The sequence below is a fragment of the Ruegeria sp. HKCCD7251 genome (genome assembly GCF_013031165.1).
Classification (GTDB): domain Bacteria; phylum Pseudomonadota; class Alphaproteobacteria; order Rhodobacterales; family Rhodobacteraceae; genus Ruegeria.
On the sequence record NZ_WPZC01000008.1, the window covers coordinates 41,709 to 64,960 of the forward strand.

Here is a 23,252-nt window from a genome sequence, read left to right on the forward strand (position 1 = left end):
CATGGGGCTTCCCAAAGGCGTTGCAGATATCCTGCCGCTGACCCCGGCCCAGCAGGGAATGCTGTTTCATACTGTGGGTGAGGCAGCCCTGGGGGGACAGTATGTTGCAGTCATCAGTTGCGCCTTGAACGGCCCGCTGGATCCGAACCGCCTTAAACGTGCCTTCAAAGCGATGCTGGCAGGGCGTGATGCGCTTCATGCCGGTTTCGTATGGGAAGGCGTAAAACAACCCGTGCAGGCCGTACGCGAAGAGATCAACCTGCCTTGGACCGAACTTGATTGGAGCGGCGTCAGGAATGTCGATCAGCGGTGGGACGATCTGCTGCGGCTGGAACAAATTCGTCGCTTCGACCTCAAAAAACCACCTTTGATGGCAGTAACCCTGATCAAGTTGTCTGACTCAGCGTGGCGACTGGTCTGGACGGCTCACCATTTGATCAGCGACGGATGGTCAACAAGGGTCGCGCTTCAAGATGTGTGTGCATCCTACAGGAATCCAAACGCTGTGCGCGACCAGGCGCCCAGCTTCAAAAGCTACCTCATTTGGCAACGAAAACAAAAAAACCTGACAAATCGAGCGTTTTGGACCGACCAGTTTTCAGGCCTCACAGAACCCAGCACCTTGCAAACCACGGCAACAAGCTCGGAAGCGGCGCTTCAGGAAAGGCGGGTGGAAGAACTGGGTCATGAGCTGATGACTTCGGTCGAGAATCTGGCACGTCAGCTTAAAGTGACTTCAAACGTTATTCTGTCGGCCGCATGGGGTTTGACGCTGCGGCGACTGCTGCAACAAGACGATGTGGTCTTTGGTACGACAACTGCGGGCCGACCACCCGAGATCCCCGGAATTGCAAAGGCCATAGGCGCATTCGTCAATACTCTGCCCGTGCGGTGCAAATTCGACCCTGCGCAGCCGGTTGAGAACTTCCTGCTTGATCACGCGCGCTCAGACCTTGCGCGTCGCAAGCATGAATATGCGTCGCTTGCCGAGGTACAATCCTGTGCGCCGTTTACAAGTGGCACGCCTTTGTTCGATACGCTGTTCGTCAACGAAGGGCTTGCACAATTGGACATGGATTTAGGCGACGTCGACATGACCCGCCTGAAGACAACACAATTCAGCAACTACCCACTTACCCTGTTGGTGACGCCACAAGACAGACTGACTGTCGAACTATACCACGATCCTTCGAGTCTCAGCTCAGAAGACGTGGAGTCCGTGATCACCGATTACAAAGATATCTTGTCAGCAATCACAAATGACCCAAAAGTCGCGGTCAAGAATTTGTTGCGGCAAGCGCAAGACGCCATGAAACCTTCGCCGGAACCGGACAGCGAAGATGTCATTGAACGATTTCTAAGTTGCGCCCGAAACTCGCCCCAAGCAGTAGCGATATCTGATGGCGAGGCTACGCTTACTTATGCGGAACTTTCGCTCGGCGCGCGGAAGATTGCAAAGGCTTTGGTGGATGCCGGGGTCAAAACAACAGACATTGTGCCGGTGGCGTTGCCGCGTGGACCCGCGGCGATCTCGGCCTTCTTAGGCGTTATGATGTCCGGCGCGGCCTATGTCCCTTTGGACTTGGACTACCCGTCGGAGCGTATCTCGCAAGTCCTGAACGCAATCGAAGCCCGTCACATCGTCACCGACCAGATCGGACGCACCAAGCTGCCTGAAACCGGCGCTCACCACGTTTTGCTAAGCTCTTTAGGCAATCCAATGGACAGTGTGGACGTCAGGCGCGGTGAAAGAGCTTACGTCATGTTCACGTCCGGGTCTCAGAGCTTACCCAAAGGGGTCGAGATTACACGTCGGGGATTGGCACTATCAACCGCCGCAAGAGACACGTACTACAAGGAACGGCCAAGCGTCTTTCTGCTTTTGTCTTCGCTGGCATTCGACAGCTCTGTGGCCGGCATTTATTGGACCTTGTGCTCAGGTGGGCAACTCGTGATCGCGCCAAGGCGTGCCGAACAGGAACCGTTAAAGCTTGGCAAGTTGATTTCCCATCACCGGGTAACGCACACTCTTTGCCTTCCAGGATTGGCGCAGGCGCTTCTTTCGGCGGTTCCAAGTCGCGATCTTGAAAACCTGAGAACCGTGATCACGGCCGGGGAGCCCTTGCACCCAACCATCGTAAGGCAATTTCGAACGGTTCTTCCGGGTCGCCGATTGGTGAACGAATATGGCCCAACCGAAGCAACCGTCTGGTGCACAGCCTATGATGCGACCAGCCATGTTGAAGATGCGGACATCCCGATCGGCTCTGCAATCCCCGGTACTTGGGTCGGAGTTGTCGACGCGGACGATTGCCCTGTCAGCGCCGGTAAGATTGGCGAAATCGTTGTGGCCGGTCGAACAGTTGCGCGCGGCTATCTGAACAATGCCATTCAAACTCAGGAACGCTTTTTCCATACTGGCTTGAAGGACATACAAGCCTACAGGACTGGAGACTTGGGAATAGCAGATGCGTCAGGGCACATCACATTTCTGGGGCGCAAGGACTCACAGGTCAAAATTCGCGGCCACCGCGTTGAGCTTTCCGAAATAGAAACCGCAGCCAGCACCGTTACACCCAATCAACCCGTCGCGGCTGTCGTGCTTGATCAAGCAGCTTCCAAAAGTATCGCGATCGCAATCGAAGGTCCGGCAGACGAGGCGTTATGTCAGACTGTCAGTGGGCACATCCAGGCAACTTTACCAAGTCCTTTTCATCCAAACCTGGTCGTGAACATCGAAAGGTTCCCGCAACTTCCAAACGGCAAAACAGACCTGCAGACACTGGCCCGAATGGTCTCAGACGTCAGGCAGGTACAGGTCGGCGACCCGCCCGAGGGGGAATTGGAAGGGCTGCTTGCAGAGCTTTTTTCCGACGTGTTACGCACAGCTTGCACCACGCGGGACGCAAATTTCTTTGATATAGGAGGTGACAGCCTGACGACCATCGCCGCCTATGCGAAGGGTCAGGAAATGGGATTGGAGTTTGAACCGACCGACCTGTTCAGTTGTCCCACGGTCGCCGAACTGGCAAAGCGCATCACGGACCGGATGACGAACGTCACATTTTCTGAAAACGACAGTACAATTCAGGTGTCAAACCCCGGACCCGGTAAGACGACCGTTGTCATCGCGCATTGTTCGGTCCAATTCAGCCGCTATATGGCGCGCAGCCTTGGCCCGGATTATTCCGTTGTCCTCATCCGAAGCCACCGGACACAGGGGATGGACATTCCAGTTGGCAAAACCTTCGATGATCTGGCGTCAGACGCTAAGTCCTACTTGGATCAATCGGAAAACACGGGGCCGATCGTTTTATGCGGATATTCAGCCGGTTGTCCGTTGGTCATGGAACTGGCCCGACAGTTGGGGCAGGACAGGATTAAAGGCTTGGTGCTGCTTGATCCTCCGATAAAAATGGTGGGCGAAGAACCAAAACTGCAGCCGATATTTTTTCGAACATATAAACGCTGGCGATACCTGTTTCGGAATTTCAAACGAAAAGCCAAGGCAAAACACACCCTGCCTGCGACCATGGCCGCGCTGCATGAGCAACCGGATTCAAAAGATCTCCATATTGAAGCTGTAGAAATCTCTCATGGGTTGGCGATCAGTGACTTCCGCGTGCCTAGACTTGACCAACCGGCCCATGTGTTCCTGACGCCCGGCAATCCATCGCTTGCAACTGGCGATGTTCTGGACACGCATTTGCGCCGCAAAACCTGTCACATGCTTGAAATGAAGCACGAAGAGCTCATGCAGCGGCCAGATGCATTTCTGAACATTGCAACCGCGCTGAAGGATCTTCTGGATCAAGGCCCGCCCGGGTCGGGCTAAGAACGTCTGCGCCCCTTGTGCCGATCAATCCTCAAGACCAAGTTCGCGCAACACCTCATACCTGCGTTCAGGTATCGACTGTTCGATATAGGCCAGATCAAAAGGGTGGATACTGGCGATAGAAATCCCTGGCTTTAGCCTTCTTGCCTCAGAAATAAATGCCTGTGCTCTTTCAGTATCGCCGCTCTTCCACGCGGCGACGGCAGGCCAGGTCAGAAATTCAGCCCGGTAAGTTTCGGGTAATACTTCCAAGAAAGCGTCGGTCAAAGCGTTGGCGCGCTCAAATTCGCCAGCGTCAATCAGCGCACCGTATTCGTCCACGATCAGCCACCACAGGGAAACCGGGGTCATGCGCTTTGCTCTGGTAAAATAGGGAAGAGACTCTTCGGCCGCACCTGCATATTTTAATACCCAAGCAGCACTTCGAATGACCCTGGCGTCACCCATCCCCCCCTCCAACGCGAGATGGGCGTATTCCTGCGCCTCTTCCCCTCGGTTCTGTACGACGCGTAATACAGCCAGGTTGGACAGAGTGGCCGGACGCCCGGGGTCGATGTCGAGCGCCATTGCAAGATGATCTTCGGCAAGGGCAAGCGACTCTTTCGGGTCCCTGGAAAATCCAAGCCTAACATCCATGATATGTGTAAATGCCATACCAACCAGCGCATCAACATATCTTGCGTCACGTTCAAGCGCCGCCTGATAATGCTTACGCGCGGTCTTGTTGTCTTCGGCGGTGAAGCGAACCCGATGCGCGCGCCCCTTTGCGTTTTCCGCAAATGCCACCAGGTCATTTGTTTCGCGCAGCGTCACCCTGCCGCCGTCTACCGTCCCGCGGTAAACCTGCTCTAGCACGGACAGAGTAATTTCGTCCTGAATATCAAAGAAATCACCCGATTTTCGGTTAAATGTCTCAGACCAAAGATATTTTCCCGACGTGGCATCAAGTAGCTTGGCCGATATCCTAAGGTCTTCGCCAGATTTCTGGACGCTGCCCTCAAGCACGTAACGAACCCCATAACGCGCCGCGATGTCACGACTGCTAAGGCCCTCACCGCTGTCTTTCGAACTTGTATCCTGACCGATGACCAGCAAGTCCGGCAACTTGGCAAGGTTCGTCGTGATATTCTCGCTTATTCCGTCAGCCAGATACCCATGTTCAGCCTCTCCGGGGCCGATATAGTCAAACGCCAAGACCGCCAGAGAAGAGTCGTCAGGCATGTTCTGCACATACCCGTCCACATCCTGTTGCGCCAAGTTCCCCCGCTGGAACCACCACCACGCGCTAGCGGTAATGAGCAGAGCGATGCCCGCGACAAGCAAGATTGCCGGGCTGATCTGTTCGGATTTGGGCGGCGATGCTGCTTCGGCTCCATTTTCAATCTGGAATGCCCTAATGGATCGAGACAGGTTCTTGACCCGAACTTCACCCAAATCCTTCAGGTTGACATTCAGCTTGTCCCTCACCTGATCCCGTACCGCACGGCTCAGCAATACGCCGCCCGCCGGTGCCAATTGCTCAAGCCGCGCCGCGACGTTAACCCCGTCGCCAAGCAGGTCATCGCCTTCAGGTACGACATCGCCGATGTTTATTCCGATCCGGTAAGCAATACGCCGGTCCGGTGGGATTCTTTCGTTTCGCCGCGCCATCCCGGTTTGCGTATCAATCGCAAACCGAACCGCCTGCACCGCTGAGGGAAACTCGATCAGCAAGCTGTCGCCGGCGGTATTCGCAACGCGACCCGAGTATTTTTCGATCAGGGGATCAAGCAACGCGTCACGGTGAGAACGCTGTGCCGAAAGCGTTCCCTCTTCGTCTGCGGCGACCAATCGCGAGAAGCCAGCGATGTCCGCAGCAACTATCGTTGTAAGCCGACGTTCCATATGGGTTTCTCACCCCAAAGGCTAAGCGAGAACCCACAATCGGTCTATACCGTGCCCCGGGCGTCGGCTGAAACATGACAAAACGCTACTGCAACCGCTTGCCAGCGCTTTGTTTTAATATTTATTTTCAATTCATTCCCTCACCCACATCTAGGCAAGAGATCAAAAATCTGGCTAACCCCCTCAAGCCAATTCGATAGATAATAGGGTTCCGGGTAATGAAATTGGCCGCAACAGTGAATTGTTTTTCGTCGCATATGGATCCAATTCGACCCGACTTGACGACCTCATTCACCTGCCGGAGGCAGAGCCTTTTGATAAAGATGCCAGGTCGTGTGACCAAGGATGGGCAGGGTGAAGATCAGCCCCAGAAACGCTGGAACCAACGACAACAGCATAGTGACCGAAATGATCGCCGCCCAACTGAGCATGACCAGCGGACTTTCCGTCACCACCCGGATTGACGTCAGCATCGCTGTGACGAAATCGGTTTCCCGGTCAAGCAACATGGGCATGGCCACGACCGTCACCGAAAACAGGACGGTTGACAAAAACGCGCCTGCGCAGGTCCCGATTACAAGAAAGGTCCACCCTTGCGGCGTAAAGAATATGGTGTTCAGGAACCCGTCAAAATTCGAAAAAGAGGCATCTTTCAGAATAATCGCCAGCCATAGCCGTATCTGATAGATCCACACCCAGAAAATGAACAGGGTAACAAAGGCCATCCAACCCATTTCACGTTTCCGCTGATTGGCCATGACAGTAAGGATTTCAGACCAGCCAAAGCTCTGACCCTTCTGCAACCGCCGCGACATTTCATATAATCCTGCCGCCGCGAAAGGTGCGACCAAAGGAAAGCCGACGGCGGCGGGAATAATCATCCAAATCTTGCCCAGCCAGACCAGACACCACACGAACAGTATTCCGAAAACCGCGTAGAACAGACCAAAAAAACCGCTCATCACAGGGCGCGCAAGAAAGTCTGAAAACCCGGCTTTCAATGACGCTGAAACGTCCTGCGCAGTCACCTTCCTGACCGCTTGTATAGACGGTTGGGACTGGGCCGGGCTGTCCGGCGGTGTGGAACCTGCGGTTTTGGGCGCCATATCACACTCCTTCCACGCCATGATACTGCGCTCAAGCTTTTGCTTCCAGCCTGTGCGCTGAAATAGACGTCTGTCTTGGAAGCCGGGTGCCCAAGCCCATACGACTGTTGCCCTAGACAAATCCGCCTGCCCGTAAGAACCTGTGCGCAATCAAAAAATAGGGAGTCGTTTAGATGAAACTGATTGCTTGCACGGCTTTGACCGCAATTGTCTCTGCAACCGCAGCGTTTGCTGCAGGCGACGGGACCTGCGCGGCAGGGAAAACACTGACCGAAGGCACGCTGACGATCGCGACCGGAAACCCGGCCTATTATCCTTGGGTTATGAACGACGCGCCAGAAAGCGGCGAAGGGTTTGAAGCCGCTGTCGCCTACGCCATCGCCGAAAAAATGGGTTTCGGGAAAGACAAAGTAACGTGGGTCCGCACAAGTTTTGACGAGGCGATCCAGCCCGGAGCCAAGAACTTTGACTTCAACATGCAGCAATACTCGATCACGCCTGAACGCGAGGAAATGGTCGATTTCAGCTTGCCTTACTACACATCTGCCATGGCGGTTCTGACCACCCAGAATGTTGTCGATTCAGGTGCCCAAGCAACGTTGGACAGCCTCAAGGGGCTAAAATGGGGTGCGGTGGCCACCACCACAGCGATTCCCATGCTGAACGAAGTTATCCAGCCCACGGATGAGCCGCTGCTTTACAACGACAACGCCGATGTGAACGCCGCTATCATGGCGGGCCAGATTGATGCCGCACTCTATGACTTGCCGACCGCGCTGTACCTGTCGGCCGTTGTCGTGGAAGGTGGCGCCTTGCTGGGACAGTTCCCTCCGGATCAATCGGAAAGCCCCGACCAGTTCGGCCTTTTGATGGAAGACGGCAGCGCGCTGAGGGAATGTGTCGATGCGGCCATCACGGAACTGACCGAAAGCGGTGAGCTTGCGGCCATAGAAGCGCAATGGTTGTCCGAGGCGACGGGTGTGCCGGTCATCAAATAAATGGACGAAACATCGTTGCAAAAAGGCGTAGCCGAGCGTTCGACCACAACGCCAACGCGTCGCGAAATCTATGAGGCCGGGATACGGCGGCGGTCCAATCGGATCGCCTTGATTTCGACGGTCAGCGTTATCCTAGCGCTCGTCGTTCTAGTTCCGCTCGCCCCCGGTTGGGATGCGGTTCAACGCGCCTTTTTCAACGGCAGGGTGTTCACAGCAACCTTTCCCGGCTTACTAGAAGCCTTTCTTGTGAACGTGATGATCTTTGCGTGGTCCGCGCCGCTGATCGCGATCACTGGCCTTGCCATCGCGCTGTGTCGGGACACCCGCGCGCCCGCGTTTTTTCCACTGCGACTATTCGGGATCGCATATACCGACATCTTCCGCGGCCTGCCTGTCGTACTTGTCATCTACATTATCGGCTTTGGCATACCCGGTCTGGGCCTGCCAAGGCCATGGAACAGCCCGTATATCTGGGGCACCTTGGCACTGGTTCTAGTCTACTCCGCTTACGTGGCCGAGGTAATCCGTTCGGGAATCGACTCGATCCACCATTCACAGCGCGCGGCAGCGGCTTCACTGGGCCTCAGCGATCGGGACACCATGCGCTATGTTGTGCTGCCTCAGGCCATTCGAAATGTGGTTCCCGCCAATATGAACCTCTTCATCGCCCTGCAGAAAGACGTTGCGCTGTTGTCTTTTATCGGCCCCGTCGAGATTTTCCGTCAGGCGGGTGTCTATAAATCACTCTACGCCAATTTCACGCCCTATGTCGGCGCTGCGCTGATCTTTCTGGCACTGACCATACCTGCGACGCGATACGCGGATTACCTGATGAACAAACAAAACAAGGCGCGCACATGACGGCGAAGTTATCCTTGCGCGGGGTACGGAAGCGATTCGACGACCACGAAGTCTGCAAAGACATTGATCTTGATATCGCTGAAGGTGAGATGGTGTGCCTGATCGGCGCGTCTGGCTCAGGCAAGTCTACGCTTCTGCGCTGTATGAACCTGTTGGAACCGATTGACGATGGTTCGATCTGGCTGGACGGGACAGATATTTCCGAGCCGGGCCTGGACCCTCAGCCTGTACGCCAGAAGATCGGCATAGTCTTTCAAAGCTATAACCTGTTCCCGCATATGACAGCGGCGGAGAACGTGATGCTTGCCCCGCGTCGCGTGCGTGGACTAAGCAGAGAAGACCTACGCACGCGGGTCACGCAACTTTTTACCCGTTTCGGTCTGGGTGAACGGATGGATCACTATCCGGATCAGCTATCAGGGGGACAACAGCAGCGTGTGGCAATCATCCGGGCGCTTGCGATGGAGCCGCAGATCATGCTGTTTGACGAGATTACAAGTGCGCTGGACCCTGAACTGGTCGGCGAAGTTCTAGACGTGCTTCGCGACCTGCGAAAACAGGGGATGACAATGGTTCTTGCTACGCACGAGATGGGCTTTGCACGTGAACTAGCCGACAAGGTGTGTTTCCTTGATGCGGGCCGAATCCTGGAACAAGGCCCGCCAGAAACGCTTTTCTCCAACCCCAGCGAGCCCAGAACCAAGGCCTTTCTTGCCCGCGTACTTTGACGCGGCAATGTGCGGTCTTTCATACTGAGCATTGAAGTTTACCGGACCACGCGTCCTCGCAAACACAGCTATTGTCGTTTGATTTCAAATTGGTGCGGGTGGAGGGACTTGAACCCCCACGCCTTGCGGCGCCAGAACCTAAATCTGGTGCGTCTACCAATTTCGCCACACCCGCACGATGACCGGGTCAATAGCAAAGCTTGAAACCAAGTGCGAGGGGGAAAGTGCACCCGTTCTCAATATTCTTTGTGACCTGGCGGCACCCGTTCTTGGCTTCGCACAAATTGATGCACCAAGAACCGTCTTTCGGTGCGAAAGCAGTCAATAAAACCAGTGTGAAATCATGCAATGCCTTTCTAAGTGAAAGCGCGGCACAGCCACCGCATCACAATTGCGCCACAATTCAAACGCCAAAAAATCTTATTCGCGTCAAACAAATTCCGCCTTGGGGGTCATTGATGTGCATGTGGACTTACTGAGTCTTTTTGCCTTCGGGCGCTGTACGAGTTCTATCTGCTCAACTCAAAAACAAGGGCTTAACCGTGACCAATATGATGACTTCCGCTGCTGCCGAGCAAGACGCTGTTGGTCTTGCACGCGAGAGCTTTCTCGGTGAACTCAAGACCCTGAGCCGCGACCACCCCGACACGGGTTTTGGTGTCGCGCTCCGAACACATTCGGGTGGCCACTATTTGCTTGCTAACTCGCGTATGCCGCTGCCAGAAACCAAATCCGCCGGGTTCCCGACCGGACGCAGCGTAGCTTGTCTGGAGAACAGCGAGCAATTCAGCTCCATCGAAGTCTTGGCTGATGAGACCGCCTTCGACAAGATTTCCCCCAGCGCCGAGGCCGCAATTTTGGGCAACGCCCTGAATTTGATTGCCCGCATTGATCTGCTGACCAGCACCCAAGCCGATCAGGTACAGCATCACATGGCGGCAACAGGAACCGGAGGCTAATCATGGCGCGCAATGACCATCTTCTGTCCGTCGGAAACGAGGCGCTAACGCCCATGACATCGGCGATGGCAGCCCTGACCACGCAGATCGACCAACTGACAGAGGTGGCGGACGCGCGCTCATCCGCCCGTCTTGCCACGCTCAAGACTCGTATGGAAAGCTTCACCGCCAGCGTGACACTGGTTGGGCAAGTCAAGGCCGGCAAGTCCTCGATCGTGAACATTCTGGCCGGGCGCCCTGCCCTTTTGCCGTCTGACGTGAACCCATGGACGTCGGTTGTCACGACGCTGAACATCAATACTCGTACCGAAGGCGACACCAAATCTAAGTTCACATTCTTTGAGCAGGAAGAATGGGATAACCTGATGGTGGGCGGCGGGCGTCTTGGCGAATTGGCCAACCGGGCCGGCGCAGACGACGAAATGGACGACATTCGCCGCCAAATCGGAGAGATGAAGGAGAAGTCCGAAGAACGCCTTGGCAAACACTTCGACCTGATCCTTGGCCAGAGCCATCAGTATGACTATTTCGACGAAGAACTGATCCAGCGTTACGTGTGCCTGGGCGATCAGGATGATCCTGACATCAACCCCAAAACAGGGCGGTTTGCAGATGTTACAAAATCTGCGGAACTGTACATGGATATCCCGCAATACCCGATATCTCTGAAACTCTGCGACACGCCGGGTGTCAACGATACCTTCATGGTGCGCGAGCAGATAACCCTGCGCAGCCTGCGCGGATCCGAGGTGTGCGTCGTTGTTTTGGCCGCAAGTCAGGCCCTGACGACCATGGACATGGCGCTGATGCGGATCATTGCGCAGTTCGAGAACCGTCAGATCATTCTGTTCGTAAACCGGATCGACGAACTGGCCGATCCGGTTAATCAGGTCCCTGAAATTCGCGACCGGATCCAGGACACGTTGAAACAAAACAATATCGACGCAAACACTAGCGTCGTGTTCGGCAGCGCGCTTTGGGCCGAAGCCGCGCTTACGGGCAATCCTGACATTTTGAACGAAGATTCCCGTCAGGCGTTGAACACCTTCTATCTGGCGGCCGGGTTTGGGGATCAGGCCCCGTCTTTGGACAAGATTTGGGCGCTGTCCGGGTTGCCGGATCTGTTGCTGGCCATGAATGAACGCATAGCCGAAGGCGCGGGGCACCGGCTGCTGGAAAGGGTGCGCCACAAGGCGCGCAATATCGCAAGCCAGATCCGCGCAACGGCGGTTGCCAAAACACTGTCAGGCGGCGAAGGCGTTGTCCGCGATCTGGATGGCGTTTCGACCGAAGAGGCCATCGAAAAGGTCACTGAACAATACGAAAAGAAAGCGGCTGATCTGACCTCGTCCCTGCGCGATAAGGTCTTGGAAAGGCTAAAATCTGCCGAGACAAATTTTGTCAAACGCGCGACGGACTCGCTGATTGCGCATCTTGAACAAAACGGTGAGGAAGGGACGTGGCAATACGATCCTGCTGGTTTGAGAACCCTGCAAAAGGCTGCGTATTTCAGCTTTGCGCGCTCCATGCGCAAGGATGCCGGGGCGCTGTTTGCATCAGCGGCTTCAGACACTGAAGCACTGTATCAAAAGTTGTTGGGCAACCATTTGGGCGAATTCACGATCGAAGCCCCGATCGTGCCCCGGGTGCCACCGCCATTGGGTATCGGGCGCACCATTGCTCTGGACCTTCAAAGCACATGGTGGCGACGGTGGTGGCAACGCCGAAAAGGGTTCGAGGCATATGCCGCAGATTACACCCGTCTGATTGCATCCGAAGCGAACTCGATAACCAAGGATATCGAAGAAAACCAGATTGCAGCGGTTTTGGAAAACGTCCGTGCCAGCCTGTCTGACTTTATGCGCGAGCAAAAAGAGACATTGCTGAGCATTTCGGCAGCCGCCGAGAATGACCCCAACCGGAACGCAGCGATGATGGCTGGAATGGTGCCGCAAAAATCCCGCGACGACATTCTGGGCGACATTCTCAAAGATCTAAGCAACGAGGCAGCATGAGTATCACCATGGCAAAAGATTCACAAACCCGCTTCGTTTCTACCAAGGCCTGGAATCGTATCGAGCACTGGTCACGGCGCAAACCCATTTTTGCGCTTATGGGAGAGTTCAGCGCCGGTAAATCGACCTTGATGAACTTTCTGCTGCGCTCGCACGCTTTGCCGACGCAGGTGACGGCGACGCAGTTGCCCCCGGTTTGGTTTAGCTGGGGTAAGCAGTCGGCCTATGTGCAACGTCATGACGGCACCCGTCAGGCTATCGGACTGGATCAGTTGGAAACGGTTGGCGTCAACGACGTCCAGTTCATCCGTATTTTCCTTGAATCCGATATTCTGGAAGCTGTTGACCTGATCGACACGCCCGGAATTTCCGACCCGAAGATTTCGGACGACGTCTGGCGCCGCGCCGTCGGGCAAGCAAATGGGGTTCTTTGGTGCACCCATGCGACGCAAGCCTGGCGTGAAACCGAACGTGCGACTTGGGTTTCCCTGCCCGAGCGGCTGCAAAACAACTCGTTGCTATTGGTAACGCGGGCCGATGTGCTGGCTTCGAAGGACCGCCAGAAAGTTCTGCGTCGGGTCAATCGTGAAGCAGGTCACCTGTTCAACCGCTCAATCCTGTTTTCAGCACGCGACGCCATTACCGCACGCGACAAAAGCGGTGACGCCGATCTTTGGGCGCGCAGCGGCGGCGGGAAAATGGTCGACAGCTTCCTGGAGATCACCGAACAGATCATGGACAACCGCGCCGAATTGCTGGCGCGTTACCAGGTCGACAGCAGCCTCGCGATCGCGGAGCCTGTGCAACCGCTGCGGCCAAGAAAGGCAGCAGAAAATGCCGAACAATCAAGGCCGTTGAAACTGGTCGATCCGGTTATCGCCGACAGCGAAGCTGACAACGAAGTCGTCACCAACTTCCCTGTGCGCCCGGCCCGTGTAGAAACCAGAACAGAAGAGACCGCCCGAGCGTCCAGAATTAACTCGGATGAAGCGGATCGCCTGAGGGCTGAAATGGAAACCTCGTCCGAGGTGGCCCCCATCGCTGAAACGCAAGAGCAAGAGGATGACTTGCGCGCCTTTTTCAGGGAAACGCCAAGCCAGAATCTGAACCTGTCTGAAATCCCTTCCGAGTCTTTCGAAGAGGACAGCCTTGAGCTGACTTCAGAGCCTGAACTGGATCAACCGGAAGAAAGTGCGATTGAACCCGACGGGTTCATGGTGTCTCTGGAAGACAGATTGGCGGATACCCCCGAGCAGGCGGAAGACACTGAGGACGCAAGCGGCGAACTGAGTACAGATGCCTCGGTGTCGTCCATTACAGCCCTCATGGCAGAGCAGACGACCGACGGGGAAGATGAATTCGAGCCAGAGCCTGAAAGCAACGGCTTGATAGACATGCAGGTTGTTCCGCTGACCAGTGGTAGTGCAACTGATGCACCCGCTCAGAACGAAAGGCTGGAAGATCCACTAAGTGTCCCGGCGGGATCACCCCTAAGTGCTGCTGCCATGTGGCGCGAGGTTACGGAAGATGAAGACCTGCCAGACGATGCGGAAGGCCTGAAATCAATGTTCCGGTCCTTCCTGCAGGAGTTCGACCAGATTGCGGCAGAACACAGCGCCCGCAAGTCCAAAGATTCGGTGTCCTCCATCCCGAAGCCAAATGACAATAACGGTGCAGAGTGGCATGTGTTGTAGAAAAAATAGGGCAGAAAAACAGGGCACAAGATGTCTATCGAAGCAGCTTTAAATACCGCAATTCATACCATACCCGACTGTATTGCAGCCGGGTATGTCGATATGGAGACCGGGATGTTGCTGGGAACAAGTTTCGCCAGCCCGGAAGACGCAACCGCGCTGGACAGCTTGGCCATAGCGGTGGCCAACCTGTTTCAGGGCCGCGGTGTGCGCGGCTTTGAAGAGCTGCTGCGCGCAAACGGAACCGAGGAAGCCGGGCAGTCGGGATTTGGCGAGATCGCCGTGTTTTCAAAAGATCGTCTGAATATCTTCCTGCGGACCCAAGCCTACCCGGACCACGTGGTCTGTTACACCTGCCGCAACAGCGCCAATGTTGGGTTGGCGCTGACCAAATCGCATCTCAGCCTTGGGCCGGTTGCGGCTGCAGTTTAAGCGCGGATAAAGAGGTCTCGATACTATGGATACAGCGATACTCGATCTGCTCGAAGATATTGGACGCACTTCGGTCGCGCGCCTGAATCCTGCCGTAACGCTTACGGCAGAGACTGCGACCGCCCGTCGTGAGCAGGTCCTTCGCACAATTCGTGGCACGGTTCTGCCCCGCCGCTTGGAATTCACCGCCGCAAATGGCGATTGCCTTGCTATCGAAGTCAACAGCTCTCGGGTCACGGACGTGTTTCGTGTGCGTTCGGGCCTTGTTCCTGACTTTGAAACGGAAGCACGCGAAAATCTTGCGGAAAAGCTTGCCCAACTTGTATCCGATATCGCCGCCGCACCGGGGCCAATGGAGCTGATCTCTCTGCAACCCGATATCGCGTTGGAGGCTGATGATGTCGGGATCACCTTCCGCGAAATCTCGGACGCATGCCATTCGACCGAGCTTCCTGCAGAGCCCGTCGTCTCGATCGTGCCGGATCATGAAGAAGACGATTTAACCGACACCTCGGACGGGTTGGCCAGCCAATTCTATGCCGGTACCGAGCGTTTCGCGCAGGGACGTGTTCAGATAAACAAGTCTGATGGAGAAGCCATACAAGCGGACGGAACCTGTACCCCCGAACAGCCCATGTATGCCGACAGTGACCTGCTTAAACAATTCGCTGCTGATCTGGCCGGTTGGGACAAGGATACGTCGGCGGAACTGGAACTTCCCCAACTGATCGTCCTGAGACCCTCGGGCGGGAAGGGAACCGCACTGGCGGTCCTGCATGATGGCAGCCAGATCTCGGCAGCCGTGCACGAGGCGCGAAAATTGGGCGCAGTTGTCAGTCTTTGGAAAACTCTCACCGAGGCCGACGCATGAACCGGCCCCTAACATTCAAATTTTCAACGAATTCAATCCTTGATTAGGATTAGCCAGGGTAAGTGTTATGAGTGAAAATCAACGACGTGAGTTGATACGCATCGCCGAAGAGATGAACGAGGTCAGCAATGAAGAGACCCAGCAGTTCATCTCGCGGATCGTCAGCGATCTTTCGAACCTGAAGCCGTCTATCGCGTTTGTCGGGCAAATCAAGGCGGGTAAATCCCGGCTGATCAATGGATTTACCGCGCAGGCCGGGTATTTGCCCTCGGACGTAAACCCGTGGACGACTGTAATCACCGACATGCATTTCGGTCACCCGTCCGGGCGAACCGACGGAGCAGAATTCCATTTCTTTGACAATCGCCAGTGGCAGGCCCTTATCGCGGAAGGCGAAGAGCTGCGCAACATGTTCCCCGATGATGAGGACAGCTATAAGCGCGAGATGATCGAAGAGCAGGTCGACGCGATGAAAACCCGCGCCAAGCTGCGCTTGGGTGAAAGTTACAAACATCTGCTGGGCCAGCATCACGATCTGGAAAAACTCACATCCGAAGACTTGGCGCGTTATGTCTGCGCGGGCGATGATCCGTCCGAGGATGGCGTGTATGATCCCGGTTCGGATCGTGGGCTGTACAGTGACATCACGCGCAAGGCCGAGGTGTTTTTCGACATCGGTCATTTCCCGTTTCCGGTGACGGTCACGGACACGCCGGGCGTTAACGATCCCCTTCTGATCCGCGAAGAAATTTCGCGTCAGTATCTTAGGGAATCCGATTTCTTTGTTGTGGTTCTGTCAGCGCATCAGGCACTGTCACGAGCAGACCTGAAACTGTTCCGCCTGATGCAGGCGCTTGAATTGGGTCAGATTGTTGTCTTCATCAACCGCGTCGATGAACTTGGTGGGGGCGCAGATGACGCCACCAAAGTACGTTCCGATGTGATGGACGGGTTGGACAAAGCACTGGGCAACTCTGACATTGATGTTCTGATGGGCAGCGCGCAATGGGCGCATTATGCACTGACCGGCGATGAAACCGGTATTAACCACGACGATGTCCTCGCCTGGTTGCGGGCCCATCCCGAACAGATGAAACAATATCTGGACGGTGTGGAAGAGATCAAACAAGGCCCCGGTCCAATCAGTCGCGAGGGCGTGCTGCGCTTTGCGGCGATGATTGCTTCTGGCCTTCCTGACTTGCGTCGGCATGTGACCAGTGCCCTGAATGACGGGCCCCGGAACGAACATCTTCGCATGGCATGGCAGCACCTTAACAGCTTTGCCCAAGGTGAAGTTGAGCGATCCAAGGCACATCTGCGTGCCATTGACGATGAAACCGCAAACAGCCCAAACACAGGGTCTGAAAACGATAAGACTTTGGCAAACCTTCGGGAATTGGTCAGCAATAAGACCGCTGGAATCGTCAATGATATGGACGAAGTGCTGGCAAATCTGCGTGGCGTCATGGACGACACCGTGGCCGAGGCTGTCTCGGGCGTTGTCAGAGGGCCCGGTGGGGCGTCTCCGTTGCTGGCCAAGGGCGGTGAAACGGAGCTGAACTTTGGACCGCTGCGCGATCGCATGCGCGAACTGGTGCAAGGGGCAACTCAGGTTGTGCGGCAAAGAATGCTTAGCGAATTGTACGCTGTCGACATGCAAAGCAATGCGGCCCTGCGCTCGCTTCCTGGCTGGCAGGACACGACGGACAATCGAATGAATACCAGCGCGGTCAGGTGGTTCCGTCCGGACACCACGGCCCTAACACGGGGCATCACGGTGGAATTACGCGTCACTTGGTTATCGCGTCTGATTTCCAGAAAAAGTGTCGTTTCGCGGGCTGAACAGATGATCGTTCAGGAATTCGAGATGATTGGCGACGATCTGGTGGACACCGCGCGCGCAGACCTGATGGAACGGCTGAATACCGTGCTGGATCACTATCTGGCGTTGTTGGCGGGTCACCTTGAACACCGCTCTGGTACTGGCGACACAAACGCCAGAACCGAGGCTCAGCACGCGTTTGACAGCGCCCAGCGTGTTGCGGATGAACTGGAAGCCGTCTTTGGCCCCGACTCCTCTAACAAGATACTACCCGAGGCTGCGGAATGATCGAATTTCCCCGAACCGAGCAGGAAGTGCGCAAACTCGAGCACTTTCTGACCGTCACAGAAAAACTGCCGTCGGACCCGGTGCTGAACGACCTGCGCGAACGGGCGCTGGCCCACGCCGAGCGGATTTCAAACGCGGTGAATATCGGTTTTGCGGGCGAATTCGGGGCTGGTAAGTCCAGCCTGGCCAATATGCTGGCCGGGGCGGATATTTTGCCGACCGGGCCGCAGCATCTGAAACTGCCGCTGGTGATCGTGGCCTATGCCGAGGCACCAGAAACCACCGTCGGGTGGTGGGGCAAAGAGCCCAAAGTTTACTCGGGCATCGCGTTGGAAAAGGCAGCGGCGGACAATCCTGATTTTATTTCCGTCGGCTTGAACACCCCCGCCCTGCAAGAGATTTCTCTGTTTGACCTTCCCGGCGCAGGCGCATTGGACGAGTCCTACAAACCAACGCTTGATCTGTTGAAATTCGTCGACTGTGCAATCTGGTGCACCAACGGCACCAGCGCGTGGCGGGAAACCGAGCGTCATCTTTGGTCACAGGTCCCGCAGGAACTACGGGCCAATAGCCTCTTGGCAGTTACTCATGCCGATCTTCCACCCGTCAAAGACGCAATGGATCGGATACTGGCGCGCCTGAACAAGGAAAAGGGCGACATGTTCCGGTCTGTGGTTCCGATTGGAACCCCTGTTGCTGTTCGTGCCATGTCGCAGGAACCTGAACCTGATTTTGCCCTGTGGGAGACCTGCGGGGGCCAAAACCTGGCGGAGCATATACTGGAAATTGCCTCGAACCGGCGCCTGTCGGACATCGAAGCCGCGCGCAGTGATCTTGAGCAGGATCTGATGCCCTATCTAGACTCGCTTGAACCGCCCGAGGCAGAAACGAGCCTACCCGAAATTTCGCCAATTCAAATGACGCTGGAAGCCGCAATGCCGGCGCTGGAAAACCCGATCCTCGAAGACTGGTTAGCCGCGATTGCAAGCATCTACGAAGATCTGAGGGAAAGCTCGGACATCGAACCATCTGCCTTCCTGCATAGTTGTCAGGAAATCGTCGAAGACTTTGCCGAGCGTCTTGAGCAAGGTGGGGAAATCAGCTCTGAGGCCGATTGGATTCCGGGCGAGTTTGAAAAGGCCACTGATCTGTTGCTGTTGCTACAGTTTGAATCCGGTGACGCCCCGCTCAGGGATGCGATCAGCATTCTGGCTCAGCTCAGCGACAACCTTGCATGGGCCGGCAGCCGAGCAGACTCTGTGCAGTCCAAGACCGGCACCTGACTGTTTCGCGCTATAATTGAGCAGTAAGTCAGCGATTCGAAGACCACAGAATCGGGGCGCTATTGTTTCGAAATCAGCCACCAATCATTGCAAAATCGCGATTCAGTCCGCATTTATTGCGCTCCAGATATCAATATTTAGATTTTATGCACAAGTATCCTACTATATTTAGTTTTTCCACAATTTCCGTTCTCAGTGAAGCCATGAGGCGGCCCCAATAAAGTCAAATTTGAAACGTCTAACAGTCTCAAGTGTCCTGCGGTTGTGTTTGGTTGTGAGTTGTTGGGCTGTTTGCCCCGTTAAATGAACCGCAAAATGATTAGAACGGGCGGGAAGAAATGAGCCACAACCAGGCTGTCGATGCGACGCACGACGAACCGAAAATTGAGGGACTTCAACCGGGCGCCAAGCTTTTGCGTGGGCAGTATGAGATCCTGCGCTTTCTCAGCAATGGCGGCTTCGGTATCACCTATCTGGCACGCAACAGCCTTGAGCGGGAAGTCGTCATCAAGGAATGCTATCCGGGGGCGTTGTGCCGCCGAAACGGCGATCTTGTAGAGCCTGTCGAACCTGGATTTGAAAGCGATCTACGCTCGATCATTGATCTGTTCATTCAGGAAGCCCGAAATCACGCGCGCCTTGTCCACCCCAACATCGTCGACGTTCATCAGGTGTTCGAGGACAACAATACCGCCTACATCGCCATGGATTTCATCCAGGGATCCGATCTTCTGGATTATGTCGAAAACCCAGACAACGACGCAGGCCCTGATTTTATCGTTCAGGTGACCGAGAAAATGCTGTCTGCGGTGTCCTTCATTCACCAAAGCGGCATGTTGCACCGGGATATCTCACCCGACAACATTCTGATCGACGAGAATGGTGAGCCCGAGTTGATCGACTTTGGCGCGGCACGGGAACAGGCCGCCAACCAATCCGCCGCCCTTCTGACGCTGCGTGTGATCAAGGATGGCTATTCGCCACACGAATTCTACGTCCGCGGGGCCGAGCAAGGGCCCAGCAGTGATCTGTATGTTCTGGCAGCGACGCTGTATCACGCAATCAGCGGTGAACGCCCGATTGACGGCCAAACGCGTCTGAACGCCTTCAACAACAGTCAGGATGACCCTTACGAGCCTTTGAGCGGTCGATTTAACGGGTATCCGGAGGGTTTCCTGGAAGCGATCGACAAGGCGATGGAAGTCCACGCAACGGATCGTATGCAAAGCGCGCTGGATTGGCTGCGTATGTTCCGTGGTCCGGGCGTGATGTTTGACTCGTTCGATTACCGGCCCGTTTCGGTGATCGTCGCAATGGACCGCAAGGATGAGGCCGAAGAAAAAGCCCGCATCAAGGCCGAAAGCGAAAACGCTGAGGCCGTTGTAACGGCATTGTTGGCCGGAAATTCGGACATTGTTCTGGGCAACGAGGACAAGAAAGAAGATGAACTAGCCCAGTTCACGCCAAAAGAAGAACCACCGGTGGCAGTGGACACTGTCGTTAAAAGCGGATCGGGCGGCAGCGGCAAACTGATTGCAGGCGTCGCGGTCGTCTCTGCAGCGTTGGCCGCCGGTGGGTTTTTCCTGATGTCCGACACGGACAATGCGCCCGCACAAGACGCAACCCAAGACGCAGAAGTATCGCTGGCCCCCAGCATAGAAAATCCCGAGCCCATAGTTGAAGTGTTGTCAGAAGACACTCAGGACGCACCTGAGGTCGCGACAGAACAAGCACCCAAGCAGGTAGAACCCGAGCCAGAACCTATTGAGCAGACCCTGGTTCAACCGGCTGCCACACAAGAGGCAGACGCCCCGGCAGCCGGAACCCCAACCGAAGAAGCCCCCGCCCCGGTGGAAACCGGCACACCTGCGGAAACTCAGGTTGCGTTTTCCCACTGGGACGTTGAAATTCCGTTTCAGACCTCCAAGCGCCGGGCTTCAACGGGCAACGTGATCGCAGTCACGGGCGTAGATGCAACCCGCGACATGTCGATAATCGGTGAATGGGTTCAGCGTGGCGCGGCCATTTACACTTTGAACGGCAAACCGGTTCAGGCTGACGCCACCTTTGCTGCGCAAGTTCTGAACGACCTGAACGTCGATCCTGACGGCTTTATCCGTATCACCGCACGTTATCGGGCGCTAGGGAAGACACGCGCCCAGAACGGACTACTGGCTTTGCCTGCAATTCGCATGGTTGGCCTTGAAAACGGATACGGGTTCGAAATCCGCAATTCGGACGGCGCTTCGTGGACGACAGTCACCGAAACCGTTCCGGCCGATGCGGCAGGCGGTTTGCGGGAAGGCGACGTTTTGGTCTCTGAGGCGCAAACCGGAACTGCAATCGATGGACCGGAAAGCTTGGATACCATCCTGAGCAGCCTTGTTTCTGAAGACAAATCTCAGGCCCGTTTGACGGTGTTAAGAAACGGCGCCGAGGCAGAAGTTGTCATGCAATTGGTGCAGGAGTGATCAGACCGGTTCAATTGTAGTCCGCCAGTGTGTGTTTGCTGAGGGTCGCGCAAAAGTCAGCGCTACCCCGACGGGGACCGGCCCGCCGCGGAAAGTATGAGTGACAAGAGTTTTCAATCATCAGTACCGCTGCGCGATCCTGCGCAGAGGTGAGTAGCAGCCCCACAGGTCAGAAAGCCTGTGCCCAGTAACAAAAGGTGTCGTCACCATGTTCAAATACAAAAGCCCTCTCAGCCGGCTTCTCGAAGGTGCCGGCAAACCTAAAGAAGCAGAAACCGAGGAAGCCACCGCCCCCGAGGCGGAAAAGCCCGAGCCGATTGCAGATTTCAACGCTCTGCGCGAGGCGCTGGCCGGGGGCAATATGTCGTCGTCTGAAACCTACGAAGACAGTGACGAGTTGCTGCCCGAAGACGAGATGCCAGAGTTTACGGAAGAGGCAGACGCCAACGCCGCCGACGATACGGTCGAGGACATGGATGAAATCGTGATGACCGAGGTCATCGCCGAGATTCAGGAAACGCCTGAAAACGAGATGGTATCGGAAGAACCCGAACCAGAGCAGGTTGTGACACTGCATGTCGCGACCGAGGAAACCGTGGTCGCGGAAGAAATCGTCGTCGTCGATGCAACTCCGGAAGACACGGTTGTCGAAGTCGTTGTGGAAGAGCCCGAGGCAGCAATTGAAGAACCTAAGGTGGACGAAATCAAAACCGTCGCTCCAACGCCTGCGCCCGAGCCTGCCTCGGATCGTCGCGGCCGCGTCAAGACAACTTTCCTTGGGTTCGAACGTGCCGATACGCATGTTCAGGACCTGATTGAAACCGCAGAACCGGTCGCCAAAACCGAAGCTGCTGAGCAGACATTTCCCGTTGGATGGCTTGTGGTGACAAGCGGTCCGGGCCGCGGAACAAGCGTCACATTGTCCGAAGGTCTGATGCAGATCGGTCGAAACGATGATCAGGCCATCCAGCTTGATTTTGGTGACACCGGCATCTCTCGCAGCAATCACGCTGTGATCGCCTACGACCCGGAAGATCGCAAATGCTATCTGGGACATGGCGGCAAGGCCAACCTTGTCCGCCTGAACGGTAAACCGGTTCTCAGCACCGTCGCCCTGAACAGCGGAGATCTTATTCGCATCAGCGAAACCACGGTCCGTTTTGCCGCCTTCTGCGACGACGGCTTTGATTGGCGGGATGCCTGATTTATGCTGGCGAACCCGGCATATGACGTTGCGCTGATCCTGGATCAGGGTCAGCGCGAGAATCAGGAAGACGCTGTCGCATCGCGTATGTTCGACGCGTCGGATGCTGCCTATGTTGTCGTTGCAGACGGTATGGGCGGGCACGATGCCGGGGAAGTCGCGGCAGAGTTCGTAATCAATGCCTGGCGCGAAGCACTGGACCCCGAACTTGAAACAAAATCCCCGTCAGAATCCAATCTTATAGACGCTTTGCCGCTTGCGGCAATGCTCGCCAACGCCGCGGTCTCCAATCACTGCGAGGAACAAGGCCAGGGTCTCCAGATGGGCTCGACGCTTTTGGGCGTTTTGATCCTGGGTCGACGGGTATTCTGGATCTCAATCGGTGACAGCCCTCTTTACCTGTACCGGGATGGGACCCTGAGCCAGATCAACGAAGATCATTCCATGGCGCCACTCATTGATGCTCAGGTCACTGAGGGCACACTGACCGAGGATGAGGCCCGAACCCATCCCGATCGCAATCAACTGACATCGGTGATCATAGGCCGGGCCATCCCAAAGGTAGACTGCCCTGAAGACCCCGTGGCCTTAGAAGGCACTGACGTTCTGATCGCAGGCAGCGACGGTCTTCAATACATCACTGATGCGGAAATTCTGGCAGTTCTTCAGGCCAACTCTAATGCGCTGGCGCAGGACATTGCCGACGCCTTGTTACAGGCGGTTAAGGCCAAGAACGACCCTGATCAGGACAATGTATCGATCGGCGTCGTGAAACTCACAAAAAACGAATGAAGGCAAAGC

Annotated in this window: 16 protein-coding genes and 1 tRNA gene; 14 read left to right on the forward strand and 3 right to left on the reverse strand. The window is 55.7% G+C overall.

Annotation, left to right across the window (positions count from 1 at the left end; translation table 11 throughout):
- Nucleotide 1 precedes the first annotated feature (1 nt).
- The gene (locus GOX75_RS16915; RefSeq protein WP_171125046.1) at nucleotides 2-3,835 is read left to right on the forward strand and encodes a non-ribosomal peptide synthetase; all 3,834 of its coding nucleotides are present in this window, start codon (nucleotides 2-4) and stop codon (nucleotides 3,833-3,835) included.
- 24 nt (nucleotides 3,836-3,859) lie between these two features.
- On the opposite strand, the gene GOX75_RS16920 is transcribed toward GOX75_RS16915, so the two are convergent.
- Together GOX75_RS16920 and GOX75_RS16925 are read right to left on the reverse strand one after the other, a co-directional pair.
- A complete protein-coding gene (locus GOX75_RS16920; protein ID WP_171125048.1) occupies nucleotides 3,860-5,719 on the reverse strand; it encodes an adenylate/guanylate cyclase domain-containing protein in 1,860 nt (619 codons plus the stop codon).
- Nucleotides 5,720-6,006: 287 nt separating this feature from the next.
- Nucleotides 6,007-6,825, reverse strand: a complete 819-nt coding sequence (locus tag GOX75_RS16925; RefSeq protein WP_171125050.1) for a DUF2189 domain-containing protein — start codon at nucleotides 6,823-6,825, stop codon at nucleotides 6,007-6,009.
- A 173-nt stretch (nucleotides 6,826-6,998) separates the two neighbouring features.
- On the opposite strand from GOX75_RS16925, the gene GOX75_RS16930 reads away from it, so the two are divergent.
- The 3 genes from GOX75_RS16930 to GOX75_RS16940 are packed head-to-tail and all read left to right on the forward strand — an operon-like array spanning nucleotide 6,999 to nucleotide 9,412.
- Nucleotides 6,999-7,823 carry an ABC transporter substrate-binding protein gene (locus tag GOX75_RS16930; protein ID WP_171125052.1) on the forward strand — a complete coding sequence of 275 codons (825 nt, stop codon included), beginning with the start codon at nucleotides 6,999-7,001 and terminating at the stop codon, nucleotides 7,821-7,823.
- Entirely contained in the window at nucleotides 7,824-8,684 is an 861-nt protein-coding gene (locus tag GOX75_RS16935; RefSeq protein WP_171125054.1) for an amino acid ABC transporter permease, read from the forward strand.
- On the forward strand, nucleotides 8,681-9,412 hold the full coding sequence (locus tag GOX75_RS16940; protein WP_171125056.1) for an amino acid ABC transporter ATP-binding protein: 732 nt from the start codon (nucleotides 8,681-8,683) through the stop codon (nucleotides 9,410-9,412). The genes GOX75_RS16935 and GOX75_RS16940 overlap by 4 nt, the downstream gene beginning before the upstream one ends.
- 90 nt (nucleotides 9,413-9,502) lie before the next feature.
- On the opposite strand, the gene GOX75_RS16945 is transcribed toward GOX75_RS16940, so the two are convergent.
- Nucleotides 9,503-9,587, reverse strand: a tRNA-Leu gene (locus GOX75_RS16945).
- A 376-nt stretch (nucleotides 9,588-9,963) separates the two neighbouring features.
- On the opposite strand from GOX75_RS16945, the gene GOX75_RS16950 reads away from it, so the two are divergent.
- From GOX75_RS16950 to GOX75_RS16995, 10 genes are all read left to right on the forward strand, one after another.
- Nucleotides 9,964-10,371 (forward strand): hypothetical protein, encoded by a 408-nt coding sequence (locus GOX75_RS16950; RefSeq protein ID WP_174825885.1) that lies wholly within the window; start codon nucleotides 9,964-9,966, stop codon nucleotides 10,369-10,371.
- A gap of 2 nt (nucleotides 10,372-10,373) precedes the next feature.
- On the forward strand, nucleotides 10,374-12,386 hold the full coding sequence (locus GOX75_RS16955) for a dynamin family protein (RefSeq protein WP_171125060.1): 2,013 nt from the start codon (nucleotides 10,374-10,376) through the stop codon (nucleotides 12,384-12,386).
- A gap of 8 nt (nucleotides 12,387-12,394) precedes the next feature.
- Entirely contained in the window at nucleotides 12,395-14,080 is a 1,686-nt protein-coding gene (locus tag GOX75_RS16960) for a dynamin family protein (RefSeq protein ID WP_171125062.1), read from the forward strand.
- A gap of 30 nt (nucleotides 14,081-14,110) precedes the next feature.
- Nucleotides 14,111-14,512 carry a hypothetical protein gene (locus GOX75_RS16965; protein ID WP_171123262.1) on the forward strand — a complete coding sequence of 134 codons (402 nt, stop codon included), beginning with the start codon at nucleotides 14,111-14,113 and terminating at the stop codon, nucleotides 14,510-14,512.
- A 25-nt stretch (nucleotides 14,513-14,537) separates the two neighbouring features.
- Nucleotides 14,538-15,383 (forward strand): hypothetical protein, encoded by an 846-nt coding sequence (locus GOX75_RS16970; protein WP_171125064.1) that lies wholly within the window; start codon nucleotides 14,538-14,540, stop codon nucleotides 15,381-15,383.
- A gap of 67 nt (nucleotides 15,384-15,450) precedes the next feature.
- Nucleotides 15,451-17,493 (forward strand): dynamin family protein, encoded by a 2,043-nt coding sequence (locus GOX75_RS16975; protein WP_171125066.1) that lies wholly within the window; start codon nucleotides 15,451-15,453, stop codon nucleotides 17,491-17,493.
- Entirely contained in the window at nucleotides 17,490-18,776 is a 1,287-nt protein-coding gene (locus GOX75_RS16980; RefSeq protein ID WP_171125068.1) for a dynamin family protein, read from the forward strand. Before GOX75_RS16975 ends, GOX75_RS16980 begins: the two co-directional genes overlap by 4 nt.
- Nucleotides 18,777-19,114: 338 nt before the next feature.
- Nucleotides 19,115-21,247 (forward strand): protein kinase, encoded by a 2,133-nt coding sequence (locus tag GOX75_RS16985; RefSeq protein WP_171125070.1) that lies wholly within the window; start codon nucleotides 19,115-19,117, stop codon nucleotides 21,245-21,247.
- 208 nt (nucleotides 21,248-21,455) lie between these two features.
- The gene (locus GOX75_RS16990) at nucleotides 21,456-22,451 is read left to right on the forward strand and encodes an FHA domain-containing protein (protein WP_171125072.1); all 996 of its coding nucleotides are present in this window, start codon (nucleotides 21,456-21,458) and stop codon (nucleotides 22,449-22,451) included.
- Between the two features lie 3 nt (nucleotides 22,452-22,454).
- On the forward strand, nucleotides 22,455-23,243 hold the full coding sequence (locus tag GOX75_RS16995; protein WP_171125074.1) for a PP2C family serine/threonine-protein phosphatase: 789 nt from the start codon (nucleotides 22,455-22,457) through the stop codon (nucleotides 23,241-23,243).
- Nucleotides 23,244-23,252: the final 9 nt, after the last annotated feature.